Source organism: Amycolatopsis xylanica, assembly GCF_900107045.1.
Classification (GTDB): Bacteria; Actinomycetota; Actinomycetes; order Mycobacteriales; family Pseudonocardiaceae; genus Amycolatopsis; species Amycolatopsis xylanica.
The window spans coordinates 275,406-295,509 of sequence record NZ_FNON01000006.1 but is presented as its reverse complement, the minus strand read 5'-3'; the positions used below and the strand labels follow the sequence as shown (position 1 = coordinate 295,509).

General features: G+C 69.4%; 21 protein-coding genes. 8 read left to right on the top strand and 13 right to left on the bottom strand.

The genetic code is table 11. The features are described 5' to 3' along the window. Positions 1-105: 105 nt before the first annotated feature. Both BLV57_RS28120 and BLV57_RS28115 read left to right on the top strand, forming a co-directional pair. Positions 106-1,140, top strand: coding sequence for a zinc-dependent alcohol dehydrogenase family protein (locus tag BLV57_RS28120; RefSeq protein WP_091293774.1), 1,035 nt, complete (start codon positions 106-108; stop codon positions 1,138-1,140). A gap of 110 nt (positions 1,141-1,250) precedes the next feature. Continuing rightward, the gene (locus BLV57_RS28115; protein ID WP_091293772.1) at positions 1,251-2,696 is read left to right on the top strand and encodes an aldehyde dehydrogenase family protein; all 1,446 of its coding nucleotides are present in this window, start codon (positions 1,251-1,253) and stop codon (positions 2,694-2,696) included. On the opposite strand, the gene BLV57_RS28110 is transcribed toward BLV57_RS28115, so the two are convergent. From BLV57_RS28110 to BLV57_RS28100, 3 genes are all read right to left on the bottom strand, one after another. After that, on the bottom strand, positions 2,693-4,159 hold the full coding sequence (locus BLV57_RS28110) for an FAD-binding oxidoreductase (RefSeq protein ID WP_091293771.1): 1,467 nt from the start codon (positions 4,157-4,159) through the stop codon (positions 2,693-2,695). The two genes, BLV57_RS28115 and BLV57_RS28110, sit on opposite strands and share 4 nt — an antisense overlap. A 53-nt stretch (positions 4,160-4,212) precedes the next feature. Then, positions 4,213-4,920 carry a flavodoxin family protein gene (locus tag BLV57_RS28105; protein ID WP_091293769.1) on the bottom strand — a complete coding sequence of 236 codons (708 nt, stop codon included), beginning with the start codon at positions 4,918-4,920 and terminating at the stop codon, positions 4,213-4,215. 63 nt (positions 4,921-4,983) lie between these two features. Then, complete coding sequence (locus tag BLV57_RS28100) at positions 4,984-6,669, bottom strand: FAD-dependent oxidoreductase (protein WP_091293768.1); 1,686 nt, start codon at positions 6,667-6,669, stop codon at positions 4,984-4,986. 74 nt (positions 6,670-6,743) lie between these two features. Here BLV57_RS28100 and BLV57_RS28095 point away from each other — a divergent pair, with 74 nt between their 5' ends. Beyond that, positions 6,744-7,316, top strand: a complete 573-nt coding sequence (locus BLV57_RS28095; protein WP_176968846.1) for a DinB family protein — start codon at positions 6,744-6,746, stop codon at positions 7,314-7,316. A gap of 113 nt (positions 7,317-7,429) precedes the next feature. Here the strand turns inward: BLV57_RS28095 and BLV57_RS28090 are convergent, their stop codons facing one another. Next, the gene (locus tag BLV57_RS28090) at positions 7,430-8,563 is read right to left on the bottom strand and encodes a GuaB3 family IMP dehydrogenase-related protein (RefSeq protein WP_091293764.1); all 1,134 of its coding nucleotides are present in this window, start codon (positions 8,561-8,563) and stop codon (positions 7,430-7,432) included. A gap of 110 nt (positions 8,564-8,673) precedes the next feature. On the opposite strand from BLV57_RS28090, the gene BLV57_RS28085 reads away from it, so the two are divergent. Both BLV57_RS28085 and BLV57_RS28080 read left to right on the top strand, forming a co-directional pair. Further along, on the top strand, positions 8,674-9,000 hold the full coding sequence (locus BLV57_RS28085; protein WP_091293762.1) for a DUF6247 family protein: 327 nt from the start codon (positions 8,674-8,676) through the stop codon (positions 8,998-9,000). A 6-nt stretch (positions 9,001-9,006) separates the two neighbouring features. Further along, complete coding sequence (locus BLV57_RS28080; RefSeq protein WP_091293760.1) at positions 9,007-9,261, top strand: hypothetical protein; 255 nt, start codon at positions 9,007-9,009, stop codon at positions 9,259-9,261. Here BLV57_RS28080 and BLV57_RS28075 read toward each other — a convergent pair. Together BLV57_RS28075 and guaB are read right to left on the bottom strand one after the other, a co-directional pair. Further along, positions 9,258-9,716, bottom strand: coding sequence for a DUF3574 domain-containing protein (locus tag BLV57_RS28075; protein ID WP_091293759.1), 459 nt, complete (start codon positions 9,714-9,716; stop codon positions 9,258-9,260). The genes BLV57_RS28080 and BLV57_RS28075 overlap by 4 nt on opposite strands. Positions 9,717-9,792: 76 nt before the next feature. Continuing rightward, positions 9,793-11,301 (bottom strand): IMP dehydrogenase, encoded by a 1,509-nt coding sequence (gene guaB / locus BLV57_RS28070; RefSeq protein ID WP_091293757.1) that lies wholly within the window; start codon positions 11,299-11,301, stop codon positions 9,793-9,795. A gap of 105 nt (positions 11,302-11,406) precedes the next feature. On the opposite strand from guaB, the gene BLV57_RS28065 reads away from it, so the two are divergent. Continuing rightward, on the top strand, positions 11,407-11,802 hold the full coding sequence (locus BLV57_RS28065) for a DUF5319 domain-containing protein (RefSeq protein ID WP_091293756.1): 396 nt from the start codon (positions 11,407-11,409) through the stop codon (positions 11,800-11,802). Positions 11,803-11,876: 74 nt separating this feature from the next. Here BLV57_RS28065 and BLV57_RS28060 read toward each other — a convergent pair whose 3' ends face one another. The 5 genes from BLV57_RS28060 to BLV57_RS28040 form a co-directional block, all read right to left on the bottom strand. After that, positions 11,877-12,824, bottom strand: a complete 948-nt coding sequence (locus BLV57_RS28060; RefSeq protein ID WP_245757547.1) for an anti-sigma-D factor RsdA — start codon at positions 12,822-12,824, stop codon at positions 11,877-11,879. Further along, positions 12,825-13,397, bottom strand: coding sequence for a sigma-70 family RNA polymerase sigma factor (locus BLV57_RS28055; protein ID WP_091294233.1), 573 nt, complete (start codon positions 13,395-13,397; stop codon positions 12,825-12,827). Positions 13,398-13,781: 384 nt separating this feature from the next. Then, positions 13,782-14,378: a response regulator transcription factor gene (locus BLV57_RS28050; RefSeq protein WP_003073605.1), complete on the bottom strand. Its 597-nt coding sequence runs from the start codon at positions 14,376-14,378 to the stop codon at positions 13,782-13,784. 141 nt (positions 14,379-14,519) lie between these two features. Continuing rightward, entirely contained in the window at positions 14,520-15,350 is an 831-nt protein-coding gene (locus tag BLV57_RS28045; protein ID WP_091293754.1) for a hypothetical protein, read from the bottom strand. A gap of 9 nt (positions 15,351-15,359) precedes the next feature. Then, positions 15,360-16,352, bottom strand: coding sequence for a MerR family transcriptional regulator (locus BLV57_RS28040; RefSeq protein ID WP_091293752.1), 993 nt, complete (start codon positions 16,350-16,352; stop codon positions 15,360-15,362). A 153-nt stretch (positions 16,353-16,505) separates the two neighbouring features. Here BLV57_RS28040 and BLV57_RS28035 point away from each other — a divergent pair, with 153 nt between their 5' ends. Further along, positions 16,506-16,808 carry a WhiB family transcriptional regulator gene (locus BLV57_RS28035; protein WP_091293750.1) on the top strand — a complete coding sequence of 101 codons (303 nt, stop codon included), beginning with the start codon at positions 16,506-16,508 and terminating at the stop codon, positions 16,806-16,808. A gap of 49 nt (positions 16,809-16,857) precedes the next feature. Here BLV57_RS28035 and BLV57_RS28030 read toward each other — a convergent pair whose 3' ends face one another. Continuing rightward, positions 16,858-17,463: a TetR/AcrR family transcriptional regulator gene (locus BLV57_RS28030; protein ID WP_091293749.1), complete on the bottom strand. Its 606-nt coding sequence runs from the start codon at positions 17,461-17,463 to the stop codon at positions 16,858-16,860. Between the two features lie 95 nt (positions 17,464-17,558). On the opposite strand from BLV57_RS28030, the gene BLV57_RS28025 reads away from it, so the two are divergent. Next, positions 17,559-18,296, top strand: a complete 738-nt coding sequence (locus BLV57_RS28025) for an SDR family NAD(P)-dependent oxidoreductase (protein WP_091293747.1) — start codon at positions 17,559-17,561, stop codon at positions 18,294-18,296. Between the two features lie 106 nt (positions 18,297-18,402). On the opposite strand, the gene groL is transcribed toward BLV57_RS28025, so the two are convergent. Next, complete coding sequence (groL, locus tag BLV57_RS28020) at positions 18,403-20,019, bottom strand: chaperonin GroEL (protein ID WP_091293746.1); 1,617 nt, start codon at positions 20,017-20,019, stop codon at positions 18,403-18,405. Between the last annotated feature and the right edge of the window lie 85 nt (positions 20,020-20,104).

Genomic DNA, 20,104 nt, shown 5'->3' with positions numbered 1-20,104 from the left:
TTCCGCTTCGGGTCGCGCGGTCGTGTGCGGCGACACATGCTGGGGTAGGAATGAATCACTCCCGCCGGGACTCCACTTAAGAGGACCCACCACGAAAGGAGCCCCATGCGAGCGACAGTCATCTACGGTGCCGGCGACGTGCGCGTCGAAGAGGTGCCCGACCCCAAGGTCGAGGCCCCGACCGACGCCGTGGTGCGCGTCGTGCGCTCCTGTATCTGCGGCAGCGACCTGTGGCCCTACTCGGACATGCCCGCCACCGACCGCGGCAAGCGGATCGGCCACGAGTTCCTCGGCATCGTCGAGGAAGCCGGGTCCGAGGTCGGCACCGTCAAGAAGGGCGACCTGGTCGTCGCGCCGTTCGTCTACTCCGACAACACCTGCGAGTTCTGCCGAGAAGGCCTGCACACCTCGTGCCGCAACGGCGGTTTCTGGGGGTCGAAGCACGTCGACGGCGGCCAGGGCGAGGCCGTCCGCGTCCCGCAGGCCGACGGCACGCTCGTCAAGCTGCCGCACACCGAGGACGAGGACCTGCTCGCTTCGATGCTCACCCTCTCCGACGTCTTCTCGACCGGCCACCACGCCGCGGTGACGGCGGGCGTCAACGAGCGCACGACGGTCACGGTCGTCGGCGACGGCGCGGTCGGCCTCTCGGCGGTACTCGCGGCGAAGCGTCTCGGCGCCGAGCGCATCGTCCTGATGGGCCGCCACGAGGCGCGCACCAACCTCGGCCGCGAGTTCGGCGCGACGGACGTCGTCTCCGAGCGCGGCGAGGAAGGCATCGCCCGCGTCCGCGAGCTCACCGGCGGCCAGGGCACCCACGCGGTGCTCGAGTGCGTCGGCACGAAGCCCGCGTTCGAGATGGGCGTCGGCTCGGTCCGCGCGGGCGGCACGATCAGCCGCGTCGGCGTGCCCCAGTACGAAGAGGGCCCGATCGGCCCGTACGTCTTCCGCAACAACATCACGATCACCGGTGGCGTCGCGCCGGCGCGGCACTACATCCCGGAGCTGATGGGCGACGTGCTCGACGGCAAGTACCAGCCGGGCAAGGTGTTCGACCGCACGATCGGCATCGAAGACGTACCCGCCGGGTACCAGGCGATGGCGAACCGCGAAGCGCTCAAGGTCGCGATCAAGTTCTAGGTAGTCGTGAGTGTTCCGGCCGGTTAGAACCGGCCGGAACACTCACGACCATGCACCCGACCGGGTGGGTGTTCACACTGGCGAGACCCGGCCGGAATACCTTGGTACGCATGGACATGATCACCCCGGAACCGCGGCCAGCCTGGATCGCCGGGCGCCCGGAGCAGGGCGCCAGCACGATCGTCGTGAATCACCCGTTCGACGGCAGCGAGGTCGCGACCGTCGCGGTCCCGGGGCCGGAGCAGGTCGAGAGAGCGGTCGCGGCCGCGGTTTCGGTCGCGAAGGAGTTCCGCCGGTCGGCCGCGCATCTGCGGGCCGGGGCGCTCGATCATGTCTCACGGCGGTTGCGGGAGCGGTCCGAAGAGCTCGCCGAGGTGATCACGGCCGAAAACGGCAAACCGTTCAAATGGGCGGAAGCCGAGGTGCGGCGGGCGGTCTCGGTGTTCCGGATCGCCGCCGAGGAGGCGCGCCGGTTCACCGGTGACATCCAGCGGCTCGACACCGACGCGGCCGGTGAGGGCCGGATGGCGATCACGCGGCGGATCCCGCGCGGGCCGGTGCTGGGGATCGCGCCGTTCAACTTCCCGCTGAACCTGGTGGCGCACAAGGTCGCGCCGTCGCTGGCCGTCGGCGCGCCGATCATCGTCAAACCCGCGCCGCGCACGCCGTTGTCCGCGTTGATCCTCGGCGAGATCCTGGCGGAGACCGAGCTGCCCGAGGGCGCTTTTTCCGTGCTGCCCTTGGGAAACGCCGAGACGTCCGCGCTGGTCGCCGATCCTCGGCTACCCGTCGTCTCGTTCACCGGGTCCGGGCCGGTCGGCTGGTCGCTGGCGGACGCGGCGCCCCGCAAGCATGTGGTGCTCGAACTCGGCGGCAACGCGGCGGCCGTGGTCCTGCGCGATTGGCCGGACGTCGAAGGCGCCGCGCATCGCATCGCGACCTTCGGCAACTACCAGGCAGGCCAGTCGTGCATCGCGGTGCAACGGGTGATCGTCGAGAGCGCGGTGGCCGATGAATTCGTGCCCGCGCTGCTGGAAGCCGTGCAGGCACAGCAGACCGGCGACCCGTATGACACCAACGTGGACGTCGGCCCTGTCGTCGACGAGGCGGCCGCCGAGCGGATCATCGAGTGGGTCGACGAGGCCGTCGCCGCTGGCGCGAAGGTGCTCACCGGCGGCAAGCGCGACGGCGCGACCGTCGAGCCGACGCTGCTGACCGAGGTGCCCGCTTCGGTGAAGGCGTGGTCGGAGGAGATCTTCGGGCCGGTGCTCGCGGTGTCCATTGTGGACGGCGTGGATGAGGCGTTCGCGGCCGTCAACGACTCCGCGTACGGGCTGCAGGCCGGGGTTTTCACCCGCGATGTGCACCTGGCGTTCTACGCGTCGACCGAGCTCGAGGTCGGCGGGGTGATCATCGGGGACGTCCCGTCGTACCGGGCCGACCAGATGCCGTACGGCGGCGTCAAGGGCTCCGGCGTCGGCCGTGAGGGTGTGCTCGCGGCGATGCACGACCTCACCGAGGAGCGGGTGACGGTCTTCACCGGCATCGACCTCTAAGCAGGCGTGATCGCCTGCGCGAAGCCGAAGACCTTGTCCGGGTCGTACTTCTTCGCGACTTCGCGCAGCTTGCGCACGTTGTCGCCGTAGTAAGCGGTCATCCAGTCCGGCAGGCCGGGATCGATGTAGTTCACGTAGGCGCCCGAGGCGCCGATCCCGGCCAGCCCCTGGACAACGGCGTTGACGTTCTTCTGCGCTTCGTCGTGGTTCTGGGCCGTGGCCTGCGAGTACACCTGGACGGTCGCGAGCGCCTTGCGGTGCCAGAACGCCGTGTCCGTCGGCGCGAGCTTGGCGACCTCGCCGCCGAGCGAGTCGATGAGCAGGTCGATCGCCGGGTACTTGGCGAGTTCGACGAGTTTTTTGGGCTCTGCCAACGGTTCACCGATGACACGCGACGCGGCGACGAACGTCTGCCTGCTCTCGCTGCCCGAGAAGTACTTCATGGCGCCGAGGTAGTCCATCGGCTTCACCAGCCGCGAGGTCTGCCGGGTGCCGGTCTGCGCGACGAAGTCGTCGAGCAGCTGCCCCAGCTGAGCGGCGCTGCCGAGGAAGGTGCCGCCGACGCGGACCCTCGACCCGCCGCCGAGCACGAAGTTCGACCACAGCTCCGGCGGCGCGCCCGCGATCCACTCCTGCCACGGCCCGAGCACGACCCCCGCCGTGCCGTCCGGGAAATGCAGCGAGAAGACCGTGACGGCGGGCGCCGGATCGGTGCGGAAGGTGAACGAGGTGACGATCCCGAAGTTGCCACCACCGCCACCCCGCAGTGCCCAGAACAGGTCCGGCTCCGATTCGGCGCTTGCCGTCCGCAGCTGCCCGTCGGCCGTGACGACCTGAGCCGACACGAGATGATCGCAGGTCAGCCCATATTTCCTGGCCAGCACGCCGAGCCCGCCGCCGAGCGTCAGCCCGGCGATCCCCACACTCGGGCACGAGCCCGCCGGCAGGCACCGGCCCGCTTTCCCCACCGCCGCGTAGACGTCCTTGAGCTTCGCCCCTGCCCCGATGACCACGCGGTCACCTTGAACGTCCACTTGCGACATCTTCGCCAGATCGACGACCAGACCCCCGTCCGGCGTCGAATACCCCGCGTAGCTGTGCCCGCCGGCGCGTGCGGCGACCGGCACCCGACCGGCCGCCGCCTCGACGCAGGCCCGCACGTCGTCCGGCTTGGCGCACTGGGCGACGGCGGCGGGCTTGCGCCCGTCGTACAGCGTGTTGAATCCCCGTTTCACCTGGTCGAACCCCGATTCGCCAGGCAGAACCAACCCTCCGGACAAGCGCCCCTTCAACGCCGCCCAGTCGGGCGGCCCGGCCGGAACGACCTTGCTACTGCTCGGCGCCGCCGTCACCCCTGACGTCGGCGCCGCCGGCCCGGACTCCGGCGTGCTGCAGGCCGCTGCGACGGCCCCCGCCGCCGACACCCCCACGACCCGCAGGAACGACCTTCTGTCCAAGCTCATATGCCCAAGACGTACCGGCCGCCCGAAAGGTTGCGTGCTTCACCCGGCCGAGGTCAGCGGTATTCGGGGTTCTCGAAATCGAAGCGGCAGCCCGCGTCCCACGCCGCGCGCTGGTTGCCGTGCGCGGGGATGCCGCCCGCCGCCTTGAGCATCGCGGCCAGGTGCAGCAGGTTCCAGGTCATGAACGTGGTGTTGCGGTTCGTGAAGTCGTTCTCTGGCCCGCCGGAGCCCGGGTCCAAATAGGACGGCCCGGGGCCCGCCTCGCCGATCCAGCCGGCGTCGGCCTGCGGCGAGATCGTGTAGCCGAGGTGCTGCAGGCTGTAGAGTACGTTCATCGCGCAGTGCTTGACGCCGTCCTCGTTGCCGGTGATCAGGCAGCCGCCGACCCGGCCGTAGAAGGCGTACTGGCCGTCGTCGTTCAGCAGCGAGGAGCAGGCATAAAGGCGTTCGATGACGCGCTTCATCACGGAGCTGTTGTCACCGAGCCAAATCGGCCCGCACAGCACCAGTATCTGCGCGTCCATGATCTTCGAGTACAGCGACGGCCACTCGTCCGTGGCCGCGCCGTGTTCGGTCATGTCCGGCCAGACACCGGTCGCGATATCGTGGTCGGCCGCCCGCAGCACGGTGACGCCGACGCCGTGTTTCTCCATGATGCCCTTGCTGATTTCGATCAACCCGTCGGTGTTGCTCGGGTCGGGCGATCGTTTGAGCGTGGCGTTGATGAACACCGCGCGCAGTCCGGTGAAGTCGTAAGTCATCACATCAGCACAGCACTTCACCGGGCTGCGGACCAGCCGAAACCGTCTTACGAAAGTCGGACGTCAGCGAAGCGCGGCCGGAGCGTCTGACGGCACCGCGGGGTTCTTGGGCGCGATCGGCGCGAGACGGGCGTACGACTCGCCTTGGGCGGGCCGCGCGTCCTGCTCGCCCTTGTTGGGCCAGAAGGAAAACGCGCGCTCCGCCTGCGCGGTGATGGTCAGCGACGGGTTGACGCCCAGGTTCGCGGTGATGGCCGCGCCGTCCACAACGGACAGTCCGGGGTAGCCGAAGACCCGGTGATACGGGTCGATCACGCCGCTGGAGGCGTCGGTGCCGATCGGGGCGCCGCCGATGAAGTGCGCGGTCAGCGGGATGTCGAAGATCTCGCCCCACGTGCCGCCCGGCATGCCGCCGATGCGTTGCGCGGTCAGGACGTTCGCCTCGTGGCCTGCCGGGATGAAGCTCGGGTTCGGCTCGCCGTGGCCCTGCTTGGACGTGTACTTGCGGCGGCCGAAGAGGCCTCGCTTGGTGTAGGTGGTGATCGAGTTGTCGAGGCTCTGCATCACCAGCAGGATCACGGTCCGCTCGCTCCAGCGGTAGCCGTTGAGCAGCTTCACCGTCTGGATGGGGTGTTTGACCATGAAGTCGACCGCCTGGCGCCAGCGCGGTTTCTTCGCGGCGCCGTCGGTGGCGATGGTCTGCAGCAGGCTCATCGCGTTGCTGCCCTTGCCGTAGCGGACGGGCTCGATGTGCGTGGTCTCGTCGGGGTGGATCGACGAGGTGATCGCGACGCCCTTGCTGAAGTTCCGGTTCTCGTCGACCTGGGTGCGCGCGGCGCCGATGATCGCCTCGGAGTTGGTGCGGGTCAGCTCGCCGAGCCTGCGCGACAGCTTCGGCAGCGTGCCGGTGTCCTTCATCTTGTGGAGCAGGTTCTGCGTGCCCCAGGTGCCGGCGGCGAGCACGACCTGGCCAGCGGTGAGCGTGCTCTTGGTCCGCTTCCCGGTGCGGCGGAGGTCGACCTCGAAACCGTCGCCCTTGGGCCGGATCGCGGTGACCGTGGTGAGCGGGATGACCTGCGCGCCCGCCTGCTCAGCCAGGTAGAGATAGTTCTTGACCAGTGTGTTCTTGGCGCCGACGCGGCAGCCGGTCATGCAGGCGCCGCATTCGGTGCAGCCGGTGCGCTCGGGCCCGGCGCCGCCGAAGAACGGGTCCTTCGCGTTCTCGCCTGGCTTGCCGAAGTAGACGCCGACCGGGGTCGGGTGGAACGAGTCGGCGACACCCATGTCCTTGGCGACGTCGCGCATGACCTCGTCGGACGGGGTGATCGTCGGGTTGGTGACCACGCCGAGCATGCGGCTCGCCTGGTCGTAGTGCGGTGCGAGTTCCGACTCCCAGTCGGTGATGTGCGACCACTGGCGGTCGTTGTAGAACGGCTTGAGCGGCCGGTACAGCGTGTTCGCGTACACCAGCGAGCCGCCGCCGACGCCCGCGCCCGCCAGCACCATGACGTCCTTGAGCATGTGGATGCGCTGGATCCCGTAGCAGCCGAGCTGCGGGGCCCACAGGTAGCGCTTGAGGTCCCACGAGGTCTTGGCGAACTCGTCGTCGGCGAACCGGCGCCCGGCCTCGATGACCGCGACCCGGTAGCCCTTCTCGGTCAGCCTGAGCGCGGCGACGCTCCCGCCGAAGCCGGAGCCCACGACGATGACGTCGAAATCTTCTTCGGTGGTGGTGTTACCAGCAGTCACACCTCGACTGTAACTCCGGACACGCTAACTGACCAGAGGTAAGTTACCCGCCGGTCACCTGCATGCTGGTGGTCATGATCGACGATTTCGCGAAGGAATACCTGCACAGTGATCTGCGAGAGATCCGTGAGGAGATGGTCCGGAAGCTCGACGGGCTTTCCGAGTACGACATCCGCCGGCCGCTGACCTCGACCGGAACCAACCTGCTCGGGCTGATCAAGCACCTGGCCGTGTCAGAAGCCTGGTACTTCGGGGAGGTCTTCGACCGGCCGTTCCCCGAGCCCGTTCTCCGGTGGGACGACCTCGAGCAGCGCGGCACCGACATGTGGGCGACCGAAGACGAGTCGCGCGAGGACATCATCGGCCGCTACCAGCGCGTCTGCGCACATTCCGATGCGACGATCGCGGCGCTCGCCATCGACGCGCCCGGTCACGTCCCCTGGTGGCCCCGCCCCGATGTGAAGCTGTTCAACGTCATGGTCCACATACTCACGGAGACCAACCGCCACGCCGGCCACGCCGACATCCTGCGCGAACACCTCGACGGCGCGATCGCCACGAACACCCGGCCGGAACAGGACGCGACCTACTGGGCCGCCCGACGAGCCGAAATCGAGCGAGCGGCCCAAGCCTCGACAGCCCCCTGACCTGGGAAAAAATCCCAATGTGGCATTGGTCAGTTTTCAGCCAGCCAATGTGGCTTTCGTCAGCTCGAAGCTGACGAAAGCCACATTGGGATTTTTTTGGCTTGGCCGGGGGGTCAGCGGCGGACCGTGAGGCCCACGCGCTGGAACTCCTTGAGGTCCGAGTAGCCGGTCTTGGCCATCGCGCGGCGCAGGGCGCCGAAGAGGTTGACCACGCCCTCGGCGTCGGAGGACGGGCCGAACAGGAGCGTCTTGAGGTCGACCGCGTAGTCGGGGCCAGCGGCCACGCGGGAGCGCGGGAGCGACGGGTGCGCGGCGGCCGCGGTCCAGTAGAGGCCCTGGCCGGGCGCGTCGGAGGCGGCGGCGAGCGGGGCGCCGAGCATGACCGCGTCGGCGCCGCAGGCGATGGCCTTCGCGATGTCGCCGGAGACGCTCATGCCGCCGTCGGCGAGCACGTGGACGTAGCGGCCGCCGGTCTCGTCGAGGTAGTCGCGGCGCGCGGCGGCGGCGTCGATGATCGCGGTCGCCATCGGGACGCCGATGCCGAGCACGCGGTCGGTGCTGGTGACGCCGGGCGTGTAGCCGTGGCCGACGATGACGCCAGCCGCGCCGGTGCGCATGAGGTGCATGGCCGTGCGGTAGTCGCCGACGCCGCCCGCGATCACCGGGACGTCGAGGCGGCCGATGAACTCCTTGAGGTTCAGCGGCTCGGCGTCACGCTGCACGTGCTCGGCGGAGACGATGGTGCCCTGCACGACGAGGATCTCGACACCCGCCTTGAGCAGGTCCGGCGTCAGCTCGGCGGCGTGCTGCGGGCTCACCCGCGCGGCGACCGTCACGCCGGACTCGCGGATGGTCTTGATGGCCTCGGTGATCAGGTCGAGCCGGATCGGCGCGGCGTGCAGCTCCTGCAGCACGCGCACGAGCGCGGTCGGGTCGTCGACATCCTCGGCCGCCCTGACCAGTCGGAACATCGCGTCTTCGACGTTGGCGTGGCGCGCCCAGAGACCTTCGGCGTTGATCACGCCGAGCCCGCCCAGCTCGCCGACGGCGACCGCGGTGCCCGGCGACACGATCGCGTCCGTCGGGTGGGTGACCAGCGGCAGCTCGAAGTTGTACGCGTCGATCTTCCACGCGGTCGACACCACGGCCGAGGACCGGGTGCGCCGCGACGGCACGATCTCCACGTCATCGAGGTCATACGCCCGCCGTGCGGTGCGCCCCATGCCGATCTCGACCAGATCCCGCACGTGAAGTCCCTCCTCGCCGCCAACAGCTGTCACCCACATTGTCGCTAGTCCGTGTGGGTTGCCGACGCACGGGGGCGCTTATTCGGCGAATAGAGGACTATCGTGTGGTTATGACCGCAGCAGCCGCGCAGCCTCCGCAGCAGCCGAATCCGCTCCGGTTCGATTCACCCCGCGCGATCCGTGCAGCGCTGCTCCCGGAAGAGGCCGGCGAGTTCGATCTCGCCTACCAAGCAGCGCTCAAGACCGCCGCGGAAACGCTGAGTCTCGAGCAGCTCCAGGCGACTCTCGAAAACTGGCGGACGATCGCGCGGATGACCCAGGCCGACCCCGCCGGCCATCGGCACCTGATCCAGCAGGCCGAACGCGGCCGCCGCACCGGTGAACCGCCCGCGGACAGCCGGTCATGGAGCAGCCTCAAGGCCGAGCTGGGGCTCTAGCACCACATGGCTTTTCACCTCGAGGTCGATCCCCAGGCCGTCGATCAGATCCGCGCTCTGCCCGAGCACGCGTTGCCGATGCTTGCCGAAGCCATGACCGTGCTGGAACTGGCACCGTGGAACGGCAGGCCCTACGTCGAAACGAAGCCCGACGGAGCGCTTCGTCAGCTGCTGTTCGGCGACGGCGTGGGGATCATCACCTACCTGGTGCTCGACGAGCAGCGGCGCGTCGACGTTCTCGACGTCCTGTGGCTGCCCTAGAAGGAGACCTTTTCCACGGTGTCGGTGCGCAGGACGGACTCCTGCTGGAACTCCTTCTTGTAGTCCGCGCGGATGTCCTCGATCTCCCGGTTCGCCTTCCGGTCGTTCAGCGGGTACAGCAGGATCACCAGGTACGAGTGCTCACGCACGATCTCGCCGTTCGCGCCCTTGAACTGGCCGTCGGCGGCCACGCGGGTGAAGCCGTCGGGGAAGGCGCCGGTGATCTCCTTGTCCGAGAACACCTGGAACTCCGCCGGGGTGACCTCCGAACCGTCTGGCTTGCCGGTGCCGAAGTACAGCGTGGTCTTCTTCCAGACCTCGCCCGGCGAGGACGTCGCCGCGTTCGCGTCGGCCATCGCGGGGTCGCCCGCGACGGCCGTCGCCGCGGCGCTGCCGCCGAGTGCCAAAGTGGCGGCCGCGACCACGGTCACCAGCGCCTGTCGGGAAAATGCCATGCGAAACGCCCTCCAAGATCCGGTCAGGCCAAGCCTTCAGGATCCGGAGGGCGTGCGCAGTGCCCGAAAGGGCGGACTAACGGGACGTGTAGTTCGGCGCCTCGACCGTCATGGTGATGTCGTGCGGGTGGCTTTCCTTCAGGCCTGCCGCGGTGATGCGGACCAGCTGCGCCTCCTGCAGCTCGGCGATGGTCTGCGCGCCCGCGTAGCCCATGCCGGAACGCAGGCCGCCGATGAGCTGGTGCACGACGTTGGCGAGCGGGCCGCGGAACGGGATGCGGCCTTCGATGCCTTCCGGGACCAGCTTGTCCTCGGACAGCACGTCGTCCTGGGCGTAGCGGTCCTTGGAGTACGACTTGGCCTCGCCGCGTGACTGCATCGCGCCGAGCGAGCCCATGCCGCGGTAGGTCTTGAACTGCTTGCCGTTGACCAGGATCAGCGCGCCGGGCGACTCGGCCGTGCCCGCGAGGAGGCTGCCGAGCATGACCGTCGACGCGCCCGCCGCGATGGCCTTGGCGATGTCACCCGAGTACTGGATGCCGCCGTCGCCGATGACCGGGATGCCCGCCGGGCGGCACGCGAGGTCGGCTTCGTAGATCGCCGAGATCTGCGGCACACCCACGCCCGCCACGATCCGCGTGGTGCAGATCGAGCCGGGGCCGACGCCGACCTTGACACCGTCCGCGCCCGCGTCCACCAGCGCCTGCGCGCCCGCGCGCGTCGCGACGTTGCCGCCGACGACGTCGACGGTGTCGCCCAGCTCCTTCTTGAGCAGCGAGACGGTCTCGATGACCGCGCGGGAGTGACCGTGCGCCGTGTCGACCATCAGCACGTCGACGCCCGCGTCCGCCAGCGCCATCGCGCGCTGGTGGCCGTCCGTGCCGACGCCGACCGCCGCGCCGACGACCAGGCGGCCGTCGGGGTCCTTGGTGGCGTTGGGGTACTGCTCGGTCTTGACGAAGTCCTTGACGGTGATCAGGCCGCGCAGCTTGCCCGCGCCGTCGACGATCGGGAGCTTCTCGATCTTGTGGCGGCGCAGCAGGCCGAGCGCCGCGTCCGCGGTGACGCCGACCTGCGCGGTGATCAGCGGCAGCTTGGTCATCACCTCGCTGACCGGGCGGCTGTGGTCGACCTCGAACCGCATGTCGCGGTTGGTGATGATGCCCACCAGCGTGCCCGCCGCGTCCGTCACCGGCACGCCGGAGATGCGGAACCGGGCGCACAGCGCGTCGACCTCGGCGAGGGTGTCCTCCGGGGAGCAGGTGACCGGGTCGGTCACCATGCCCGCTTCGGACCGCTTGACGATCTCGACGGCGGTGGCCTGCACGTCGATCGGCAGGTTGCGCTGGAGCACGCCCATGCCGCCCTGACGGGCCATGGCGATGGCCATCCTGGCCTCGGTGACCGTGTCCATGGCGGCCGAGACGAGCGGGATCCGCAGTGTCACGTTCCTGGACAGCCGGGTGCTGGTGTCGACCCCGCTGGGCACGACGTCGGATTCGGCGGGGAGCAGCAGTACATCGTCGAAGGTGAGGCCGAGCATCGCGAACTTGCTCGGGGCGGCTGCAATGCTCTCGCTGGTCATGACAGGTGAGGGGCCTTCCTTGGCGGAGGTGGGGCACAGCGCGGTGGCTTCCCTCGATGATATCCGGGCCGGGCGCATGCCCCGGCCGGGTGGCCGCCCGGTAGCGTGCAGGTCGTGCCGCACGATGCGTTGCCCCCAGACCCGTTCGAGGATGACCCGAACGACCCGGCCAAAGCGTTCACCGACGCCGAAGACCAGCTGGAAGAGCCGATCAGCCCCGACGAGCGCACCGAGCTGCTCGCGGACCTGTCGGACCTGGCCGTCTACCAGGCGCTATTGGAACCCCGTGGCGTGCGCGGGATCGTCGTGGACTGCGGCGACTGCGACGAACCTCACTACCACGACTGGCATCTGCTACGCGCCAGCCTGGAGCAGCTGCTGCAGGACGGGCGCATGCGCCCGCACGAGCCCGCGTTCGACCCGAATCCGGGCGACTACATGAGCTGGGACTACTGCCGCGGCTTCGCCGACGGCGTGACCGCGAACGAAAGCGCGTACTGACTTTCCACCAGCCGGAAAAACGATGGCCCCTCGCGCCCTAGGCGCTGGGGGCCATTGTTCGTTCTGGGGATGGGTTACGGCTTGGCGGAGGACGTGGTGGTCGAGGTGTCCGACGAGTCGGGGATCTCGTAGCGCGGGCTCGTGCCCGGCACGTTCGCCGTGCCGGACTGCGTCGTCGACGTGGTCGGCGTCGGCGTCGGGCTCGGGCTGGACGTGGGGGTCGGCGTCGGCTGCGTGGTGCCGCCACCGGTGCCGGGCGGGATCACCGAGGTGGACGGCGACGGCGGGATCGACGTGACCGAGCTCGGCGAGCCGGAGCCGGACGTCGTGGTCGCAGGCGGCGGGTTGGAGCCGGTCGGGTTGGCCAGCTGAGCGCTCAGCTGCCGGTGCTGCTCCATGAGCTGGTCGAGGTTGTCGTCAGGCGAGACCTGGCGCAACGCGGCCTTCGCGTCGTCGAGCGCCTTGCGTGCGTCGTCGAGCCTGCCACCCGCGAGCGCGAGGTTGGCCCGCTCGAGGTCGAGCCTGGCGGCAGCGGCGGCCTCGACGGACCGCGCGTGATCCGCGTACAGGACCTTCGTAAGGCCCCAGAGGGTGTCGCCGGGACGGGCGTCCTTGGCGGCGAGCCCGGTGCCGGTGAACAGGATGGCGAGCACGGCGGCCGCGGCGGCCACCGGGACGAGTGTTCTGCGTCTCGCGCCGCGCTGCCCGTACTTCTTGGCCAGCGCAGCGGTCTTGACGGTGGTGATCGCGGTGTCGGTGTCGACCAGGTCCGCGAGCGGTTCGCTGTCGATGTCGCGGCGCCACGCGAGCAGCAGCGCGTTGAGTTCCTGGTCACCTAGACCGTCGGCGACCTTGGGATCGGAGCCGCCCAACGCGTCGAGCAATGCGTCATCGGCCTGCACCGCCGACAGATCGGCGGCGAACTCGGCTTCGGACGCCGTCATCCCCAGCGGGAACGGCGGCAGATCGAACTCGGGCTCGGAACCGTACGACCAGTCATGGCGATTTTCGCGATCGGTCACTCAGATCACCTCCTCGGCGGCCAGTACCTTGCGCAATCGCGCGAGGGCACGGTGCTGGGCGACGCGGACGGCGCCGGGCGTGGAGCCCACGGCGTCGGCGGTCTCTTCGGCGGACAGCCCGACCACGACCCGCAGCACCACGATCTCCCGTTGCTTGTCCGGCAACACTCGGAGCAGTGTCGACATCCGCTCGTTCAACTCGCCTTGGAGCGCGCGCTGCTCGGGCCCGACACCGTTCTCGACCTCGTCGGGTACTTCGGCGACGGGCTCCGCCCTGTTACGGGCCGCGGCGCGATGCGCGTCCGCGACCTTGTGCTGGGCGATGCCATAGACGAACGCCAGGAATGGGCGGCCTTGATCACGATACGAGGGCAATGCCGTGAGCACCGCGAGACACACCTCCTGGGCAACGTCGTCTGCCGAAGCGAACGAACGCTCCTGCCTGCCAACTCGCGCGCGGCAGTACCGCACTACGAGAGGACGGATAGACGCCAGCAGCCGCTCCACTGCCTGGGGATCACCCTCGACAGCAGCGGCGACCGGCTCATCCAGTCCATCCCCCACATTGGCCATCGCAGACAACAGTCCCAGCGTTACGTGTAGGCGTGCAAATAGTCCGGTGTCGGCGAAGAACCAACCCACACCGGTGGTGGTAACCGTACCTTCCGGCGCCGGCGACCTCGTCCAACGGTCCATACCGGCGCGCCCGCCGTCAGCAGGCGGACATCACAGCCTCTCGCTCGGTCCCCCGCACTTTCAAACGAGCAGCGAGAAAAGGGGGTACGCCGCTCAGGCGGAAGAGGCCGATCGAGAGTCCGTGGATACCCGGAAGGCGGAAAATCTAGCCGCGTGTGACCCAAAACACAACGCGGGCCAGGGTTGAATCCCCCTGGCCCGCAATCTGTCACCCGGGTGCAGCAGACAGTGCTCAGTACTTACTTACTTGGTCGGCCGGAATCACGAAACCAGGCCGCGGCGGAAGCCGTGCGCGACGGCCTGAGCGCGGTCACGGACACCCAGCTTGCGGAACAAGCGGCGGGCGTGCGTCTTCACCGTGTCTTCCGAGAGGTAGAGCTCGCGGCCGATCTGGCCGTTGCTCTTGCCCTGGCTCATCCCGCGCAGCACCTGGAGTTCGCGCTCGGTGAGCTGGACTCCGGGGTCCGAGGGCTGCCGGGGCGCGGGCACCGAGGTGCTCGCCAGTGTGTGCGCCAGCGCCGCGACCAGTTCCGGCCGGGACGCGTCCCAGCGGAGGTAGCCGCGGGCGCCGCCGGCGATCGCGGCGGCGATGCTGCCCGCGTCGTCGGGCGCGCCGAACACGATCACGTTCGCCTGGGGGTTCGCGGAGACGAGACGCCTGGTGGCTTCGACCCCGGTCGGCACCGCACGCTGGGTCCCGACCAGCACGACGTCGACCGGCTGACGGGAATACCTGGCCAGCAGCTCGTCACCGTGCGCTACGCAGTCGATGCGACTGACCCCTGGAACAGCAGACATCACGCGAGTTAGCCCTTCGCGGACACTGCGTCGGTCGTCGCAGATCAAGACCGTCGTCACGGGGTTTCCTTCCTGCAGCCGGGTGACATTCCATATCCCCTATCGGACGCTTTAGCCCTGACCTTGACACGATCCGGTGGCTTTTTTGAAAGTTTCTTAGCCCGGATGCCGGAATGGGCCCGCCATCAGGGCCAACGGGGGTCAGACCGGCACCCATGGCGATTGCCTCGCGATCCGCCTACCGACAGGATCTGCGCGCAGTAACACTGCGTGCAACACCTGTTCGCTCCTGAATCGATACTTCTCGCGAAGTTGCCCCTCGATGCCCGCCGCGATCAGACACGCGGGCCAAATAAGTGAATGTAGTTCGCATTCTTCCGCATCGCTCAAGGCGGCGGTGACCAGTTCATTCGCGCGTTCCCTCCCCGTCGAATCGCCAGCGGACAGCGTAGCGGCCAGCACCAGCCGCGACTTGACAAAGTGTCTCCGCGATCGCTGTTCGGCGGAAAGCGCGTTAGCTCTTTCGGCGGGTTCGATCGCGTCATCCGGCCGCCCTGACGCGAGTGCCAGCTCCGCGGTGACCCACTCCGCGCGGAGGCGGCCGCGCCACCCGGTCGGGACCTTCAGCGCCCGGTCGAGCGACCGCCGAGCGGCGGTCAGCCGTCCGGCGCCCAGATTGTCCGCCGCGAGCCCCAGCAACGCGTCGACGCGCGCTCCGGCGGCGTCGAGCCCGTCCGGGTCCTCCGAGCCCTCGGTGGCCCGCATGGCCAGCGCGAAGGCCGCCCCGTCGAGCCCGCGCGCGGCGTCGTGCCCGCCGAGCTGCCGCCGATGCGAGGCGAGCGTGCTCAGCGCCAGCGACGCGATCACCGGATCCTCGGCACGCCTCAAGCCGTCGAGCAGGGTCGCGGCCGCGGCGTACCGGCCGCGGGCGCCGAGCACGATCGCGGTGAGGAGCCGGTCGAGCGGCGTCTCGGGCGGCGGCAGGTCGAACACGGGCGCGTCGCCGAACGCGGCCGCTCTCAGGTCAGGCACCCGTCCTTTTTAGCGCCCGGTACCGACAAGAACGTATTCGACGCGGTCAGCGGCGGCCGCGACGTCGTCGAGGTGCTCGACGTTGCCGGGCAGCGACGCGCGGTCCCAGCCGGGGCCCGCCGCGAACAGCCTGCCGCGCGAGCCGCCGCGCGAGATGCGGGCGAACAGCCGGGGATCGGCGATGCCCTTGCGCTGGGCCCAGAGCACGACGGCGGCGGGCGAGCTCCGGCGCACGGCGACCGCGAGCACGTCGGCCGGGAGCGGCACGCCGAAGAGCTGGGCGCCGAGCGTGCGGGCGGCGAGACACGCGGCGAGCGCGTACATCGGCATGGTGTCGCGCTCGTCCGGCACACAGGTGAGCAGCACCGGTCGATGGTTGCGCGGCGCGGCGAGCACCGGGGTCGCGCGCACGAGCGCGGCGTAGACGCACTCGGCGAGCAGGTACTCGACCTCGGCGCCCGCGCCTCCGGACGCGCCGCGCCAGCGCGCGCCCAGCGCGCTCAGCACGGGTTCGATCACGCCTTCCCAGGCGGCGGCGACCCCGAGTTCGGCGATCGTCTCGGCGAGCATGCGCTGCACCGCGCCGACGTCCATGGCCAGCGCGGCTGTGCTCAGCCTGCGCGCGAGCCGGGACGGGCCGTCGCGCTCGTCGCTGTCCTCGGCGGGCAGCACGACGGCGCCCTCGGGGGTCTCGATCTTCAGCGCGCTGCCCGGCGAGGGCATCGGCTGGTCCGTTCGGGTGAGCACGGATTTCGGCATCTGTTCGAGCGCGTACCGCGCCGCTTCGGCGGTCGAGGCGCCGCGCAGCAGCGCGCGCTGCATGAGTTCGAGCCTGCCTATGTCGGAGGTGCCGTAGCGGCGGTGACGGCCGTCGGTGTGCCTGCTCGGGCCTACTCCGTAGCGGCGGTCCCAAGTTCGGAGGGTGGACGGGGCGACCCCGAGCCGGCGCGCGACCGAGGCGACCGGCAGGGTGGGTTCATCAGAGTTCGACCCGGATCCCACCCGTCCCAATATCCAGGCGATGTGCACAGGCGGCAACCGGAGCCTGCCCCACCGCTCACAATCGGGCGACAGCCCTTGAACAAGTATTGGCGCGCTTCTAACGTTACGGCCGTTGCACCGAATGGAGTAGCAGAGCCGACGGAGGCGGTCAAGATGGCAGACACGCGCAGGCTCCCTGGTCCCAACGCCGATATTTGGGACTGGCAGCTGGAGGGCTCGTGCCGGGGGATGGACAGCGCGTCCTTCTTCCACCCGGACGGCGAGCGCGGACCGGCGAGGGCCAGGCGGGAAGCCAGAGCGAAGGCGGTCTGCCTCGCTTGCCCGGTGCTGGAGATGTGCCGGAAGCACGCGCTGGCGGTCCACGAGCCCTATGGGATCTGGGGCGGGTTGTCGGAGTCCGAACGGGAAAACATCATCAAGCAGGACAAACGGGCATTGAGCATGGCCGGCGGCTGACGGGCCGACGTCCACGGCTGAAGGGTGGCACCTGCGGGGGTGCCGCCCTTCAGTCTTTTTTTCGCTCCGGCGGCCAGTTCGCCATGGCGACGTCGACCACTCCGGACAGTTCGCCGAAGCTCGCGCCGTCGCGGGCGAGGATGGACAGGCCGTTGAGCACCACCGTGTAGAAGGTGCCGAGCGCGGCGGCGTCGGTCTCCGGGGGCAGCTCGCCGTCGTCGACGCCGCGCGCGACGCGCTTGCGGATCTCGTTCGCCACGTCCCGCCTCAGGTCGGCGAGGTGGTCGTGCACCGGCTTGCTGGCGGCCGTGTAGTTGGTCGCGGACAGGATGACCATGCACCCGCTGGGGTGATCATCGGCGCGGTATTCGTGGATGTTGTCACGCAGCATCGCCTCGATCGACGCCCGCGCGGTCGGCTGGTCGACCAGCGCCCGTTCGGTACGGCTACCCGCAGTGGTCCCGTACAGCGTCACGGCCTCACGAAAGAGTGCCTCCTTGCCGCCGAACGCGGCGTACAGGCTGGGCGAGTTGATGCCCATGGCCTCGGTCAGCTCGGTGATCGAGGTGCCTTCGTAGCCACGCTCCCAGAAGACGTGCATGGCCGACTTCAACGCGGCCTCGCGGTCGAAGGCCCTGGGGCGTCCTCGTGACATGGGCAACTTTCTTTAGCGATCGACACAGAATGACTTGACCCCGATGCTACCCCGGCGGTAATTCTGTAATGACCACTACAAAATTGGGGGCACAGATGCAGCTCGAGGGAAAGACCGCGTTCGTGACCGGTGGCAGCCGGGGCATCGGCGCGGCGATCGCGGTCCGGCTCGCGGCGGAGGGCGCCGACATCGCGTTGACCTACGTGGCGGGCGCCGACGCCGCGGCCGGGATCGTCGGGCGGATAGAAGCGTTGGGGCGTAAGGCTTTCGCGTTCCAGGCCGACAGCGCGGACGCACGCTCGGTGCGCACCGCGGTCGACGCGGCGGCCGCCGCTTTGGGCAAGCTGGACGTCGTCGTGCACAACGCGGGCGTGTTCAGCGCCGGGCCGATCGAGGAGATCACCGCCGAGGAGATCGACCGGGTGCTGGCGATCCACGTGCGCGCGGTGCTCGTCGGCACGCAGGCCGCGTTGCCGCATATGCCGGACGGGGGCCGGATCATCTCGATCGGCAGCAACCTGGCCGACCGCGTCGCCCGGCCAGGGCTGACCCTCTACTCGGCGAGCAAGGCGGCGCTGGACGGCCTGACCCGCGGCCTCGCCAGGGATCTCGGCTCCCGAGGCATCACCGCGGTGCTGGTGCAGCCCGGTTCGACGGACACCGACATGAACCCGGCGTCGAGCCCGCACGCCGACGACCAGCGCGCGCTGAGCGCGTTGGGCCACTACGGCGCCGCGGAGGACATCGCGGCCACGGTCGCGCACCTGGCCGGGCCCGGCGGCCGCCACATCTCGGGCACCACGATCACCATCGACGGCGGCCAAAACGCCTGAAGGGGTCGTGAGTGCTGCGGCCGGTTAGAACCGGCCAAAACACTCACGAGCCCAAAGCGAAGGCCCCCTTCCCAAGCTTGGGAAGGGGGCCTCGCGCGTTCTTTACCTAGTGGGCGTGCCCGTGGCCGTGGCCACCGGCGCCCGCGTCCTCGGCGGGCTTCTCGACGACGGAGCTCTCCGTCGTCAGCACCAGCCGGGCGATGGACGAGGCGTTGGCCACCGCGGAGCGGGTGACCTTCACCGGGTCGACGATGCCGGCCGCCAGCAGGTCGACGAGCTCACCGGTGGCGGCGTTGAAGCCGTGCCCCCAGCCCTGCTCCTTGACCTTGTTGACGATGACGGCGCCTTCGTGGCCCGCGTTGGTCGCGATCCAGAACAGCGGCGCGGTCAGCGCGTCACGCACGATGCGGACACCGGTCGCCTCGTCGCCGGTCAGGCCGAGGTCGCCCTCGAGCTCCTTGACCGCGTGCACCAGTGCCGAGCCGCCGCCGGGGACGATGCCCTCTTCGACGGCCGCCTTGGTCGAAGCCACGGCGTCCTCGATGCGGTGCTTGCGCTCGTTCAGCTCGGTCTCGGTCGCCGCGCCGACGCGGATCACCGCGACGCCACCGCCGAGCTTCGCCAGCCGCTCCTGCAGCTTCTCGCGGTCCCAGTCGGAGTCGGTGTTCTCGATCTCCTTGCGGATCTGCGCGATGCGGGCGTCGGCGTCGGCCTTGGTGCCGCCGCCGTCGACGATGGTCGTCTCGTCCTTGGTGATGACGATGCGACGCGCGGTGCCCAGCGCGGACAGCGGGGTGTCGGCCAGCTTCTCGCCGATCTCGGTCGAGATGACCCGGCCGCCGGTGACGACCGCGAGGTCGTCCAGGAACGCCTTGCGGCGGTCACCGAAGAACGGCGCCTTGACGGCGACCGCGGTGATCGTCTTGCGCAGCGAGTTCACCACGAGGGTGGACAGCGCCTCGCCGTCGACGTCCTCGGCGATGATCAGCAGCGGCTTCTTGGCCTCGACGACCTTCTCCAGCACCGGGAGCAGGTCGGCCAGCGCCGAGATCTTCTCGCGGTGCAGCAGGATGAGGGCGTCCTCGAGGATCGCCTTCTGCTCCTCGGGGTTGGTCGCGAAGTGCGCCGACAGGAAACCCTTGTCGAACTGCACGCCCTCGGTGATCACGAGCTCGGTCGCCAGCGTCGACGACTCCTCGATGGTGATCACGCCGTCTTCGCCGACCCGCTCGACGGCCTCGCCGAGCAGCGCGCCGATGGCGGCATCACGCGAGGTGACGGTGCCGACCTGGGCGATGTTGTCGCGGCCCTTGACCGGGGTGGCCTTGGCCTTGAGCACCTCGACGACCTTGTCCGCGGCGGCTTCGATGCCACGGCCGATCGAGGTCGGGTTCGCGCCGGCCGCGACGTTGCGCAGGCCGACCTTCACCAGGGACTGCGCCAGCACGGTGGCCGTGGTGGTGCCGTCACCGGCGACGTCGTTGGTCTTGGTCGCGACGCTCTTGGCGAGCTGCGCGCCCAGGTTCTCGAACGGGTCCTCGAGGTCGATCTCACGGGCGACCGTGACGCCGTCGAGGGTGATGGTGGGGCCACCGAACTTCTTGTCCAGCACCACGTGGCGACCGCGCGGGCCGAGGGTGACCTTGACCGCGTCGGCGAGCTTGTTCACCCCGCGCTCCAGCGCGCGACGAGCGTCCTCGTCGAAACTGATCTGCTTAGCCACTTTTGACCTTTCAGGGCTTATGAAAGCGCAAACGCCCCGCACCCCGGCTTAAGCGGGGCCCGGGGCGTCATGCGCTTGGAGCGGG

Coding starts and splice junctions, on each gene's coding strand:
- BLV57_RS28120 (WP_091293774.1), top strand. CDS start 106: ATGCGAGCGACAGTCATCTACGGTGCCGGCGACGTGCGCGTCGAAGAG.
- BLV57_RS28115 (WP_091293772.1), top strand. CDS start 1,251: ATGGACATGATCACCCCGGAACCGCGGCCAGCCTGGATCGCCGGGCGC.
- BLV57_RS28110 (WP_091293771.1), bottom strand. CDS start 4,159: ATGAGCTTGGACAGAAGGTCGTTCCTGCGGGTCGTGGGGGTGTCGGCG.
- BLV57_RS28105 (WP_091293769.1), bottom strand. CDS start 4,920: ATGACTTACGACTTCACCGGACTGCGCGCGGTGTTCATCAACGCCACG.
- BLV57_RS28095 (WP_176968846.1), top strand. CDS start 6,744: ATGATCGACGATTTCGCGAAGGAATACCTGCACAGTGATCTGCGAGAG.
- BLV57_RS28085 (WP_091293762.1), top strand. CDS start 8,674: ATGACCGCAGCAGCCGCGCAGCCTCCGCAGCAGCCGAATCCGCTCCGG.
- BLV57_RS28080 (WP_091293760.1), top strand. CDS start 9,007: ATGGCTTTTCACCTCGAGGTCGATCCCCAGGCCGTCGATCAGATCCGC.
- BLV57_RS28075 (WP_091293759.1), bottom strand. CDS start 9,716: ATGGCATTTTCCCGACAGGCGCTGGTGACCGTGGTCGCGGCCGCCACT.
- guaB (WP_091293757.1), bottom strand. CDS start 11,301: ATGACCAGCGAGAGCATTGCAGCCGCCCCGAGCAAGTTCGCGATGCTC.
- BLV57_RS28055 (WP_091294233.1), bottom strand. CDS start 13,397: ATGGCCAATGTGGGGGATGGACTGGATGAGCCGGTCGCCGCTGCTGTC.
- BLV57_RS28035 (WP_091293750.1), top strand. CDS start 16,506: ATGGCAGACACGCGCAGGCTCCCTGGTCCCAACGCCGATATTTGGGAC.
- BLV57_RS28030 (WP_091293749.1), bottom strand. CDS start 17,463: ATGTCACGAGGACGCCCCAGGGCCTTCGACCGCGAGGCCGCGTTGAAG.
- BLV57_RS28025 (WP_091293747.1), top strand. CDS start 17,559: ATGCAGCTCGAGGGAAAGACCGCGTTCGTGACCGGTGGCAGCCGGGGC.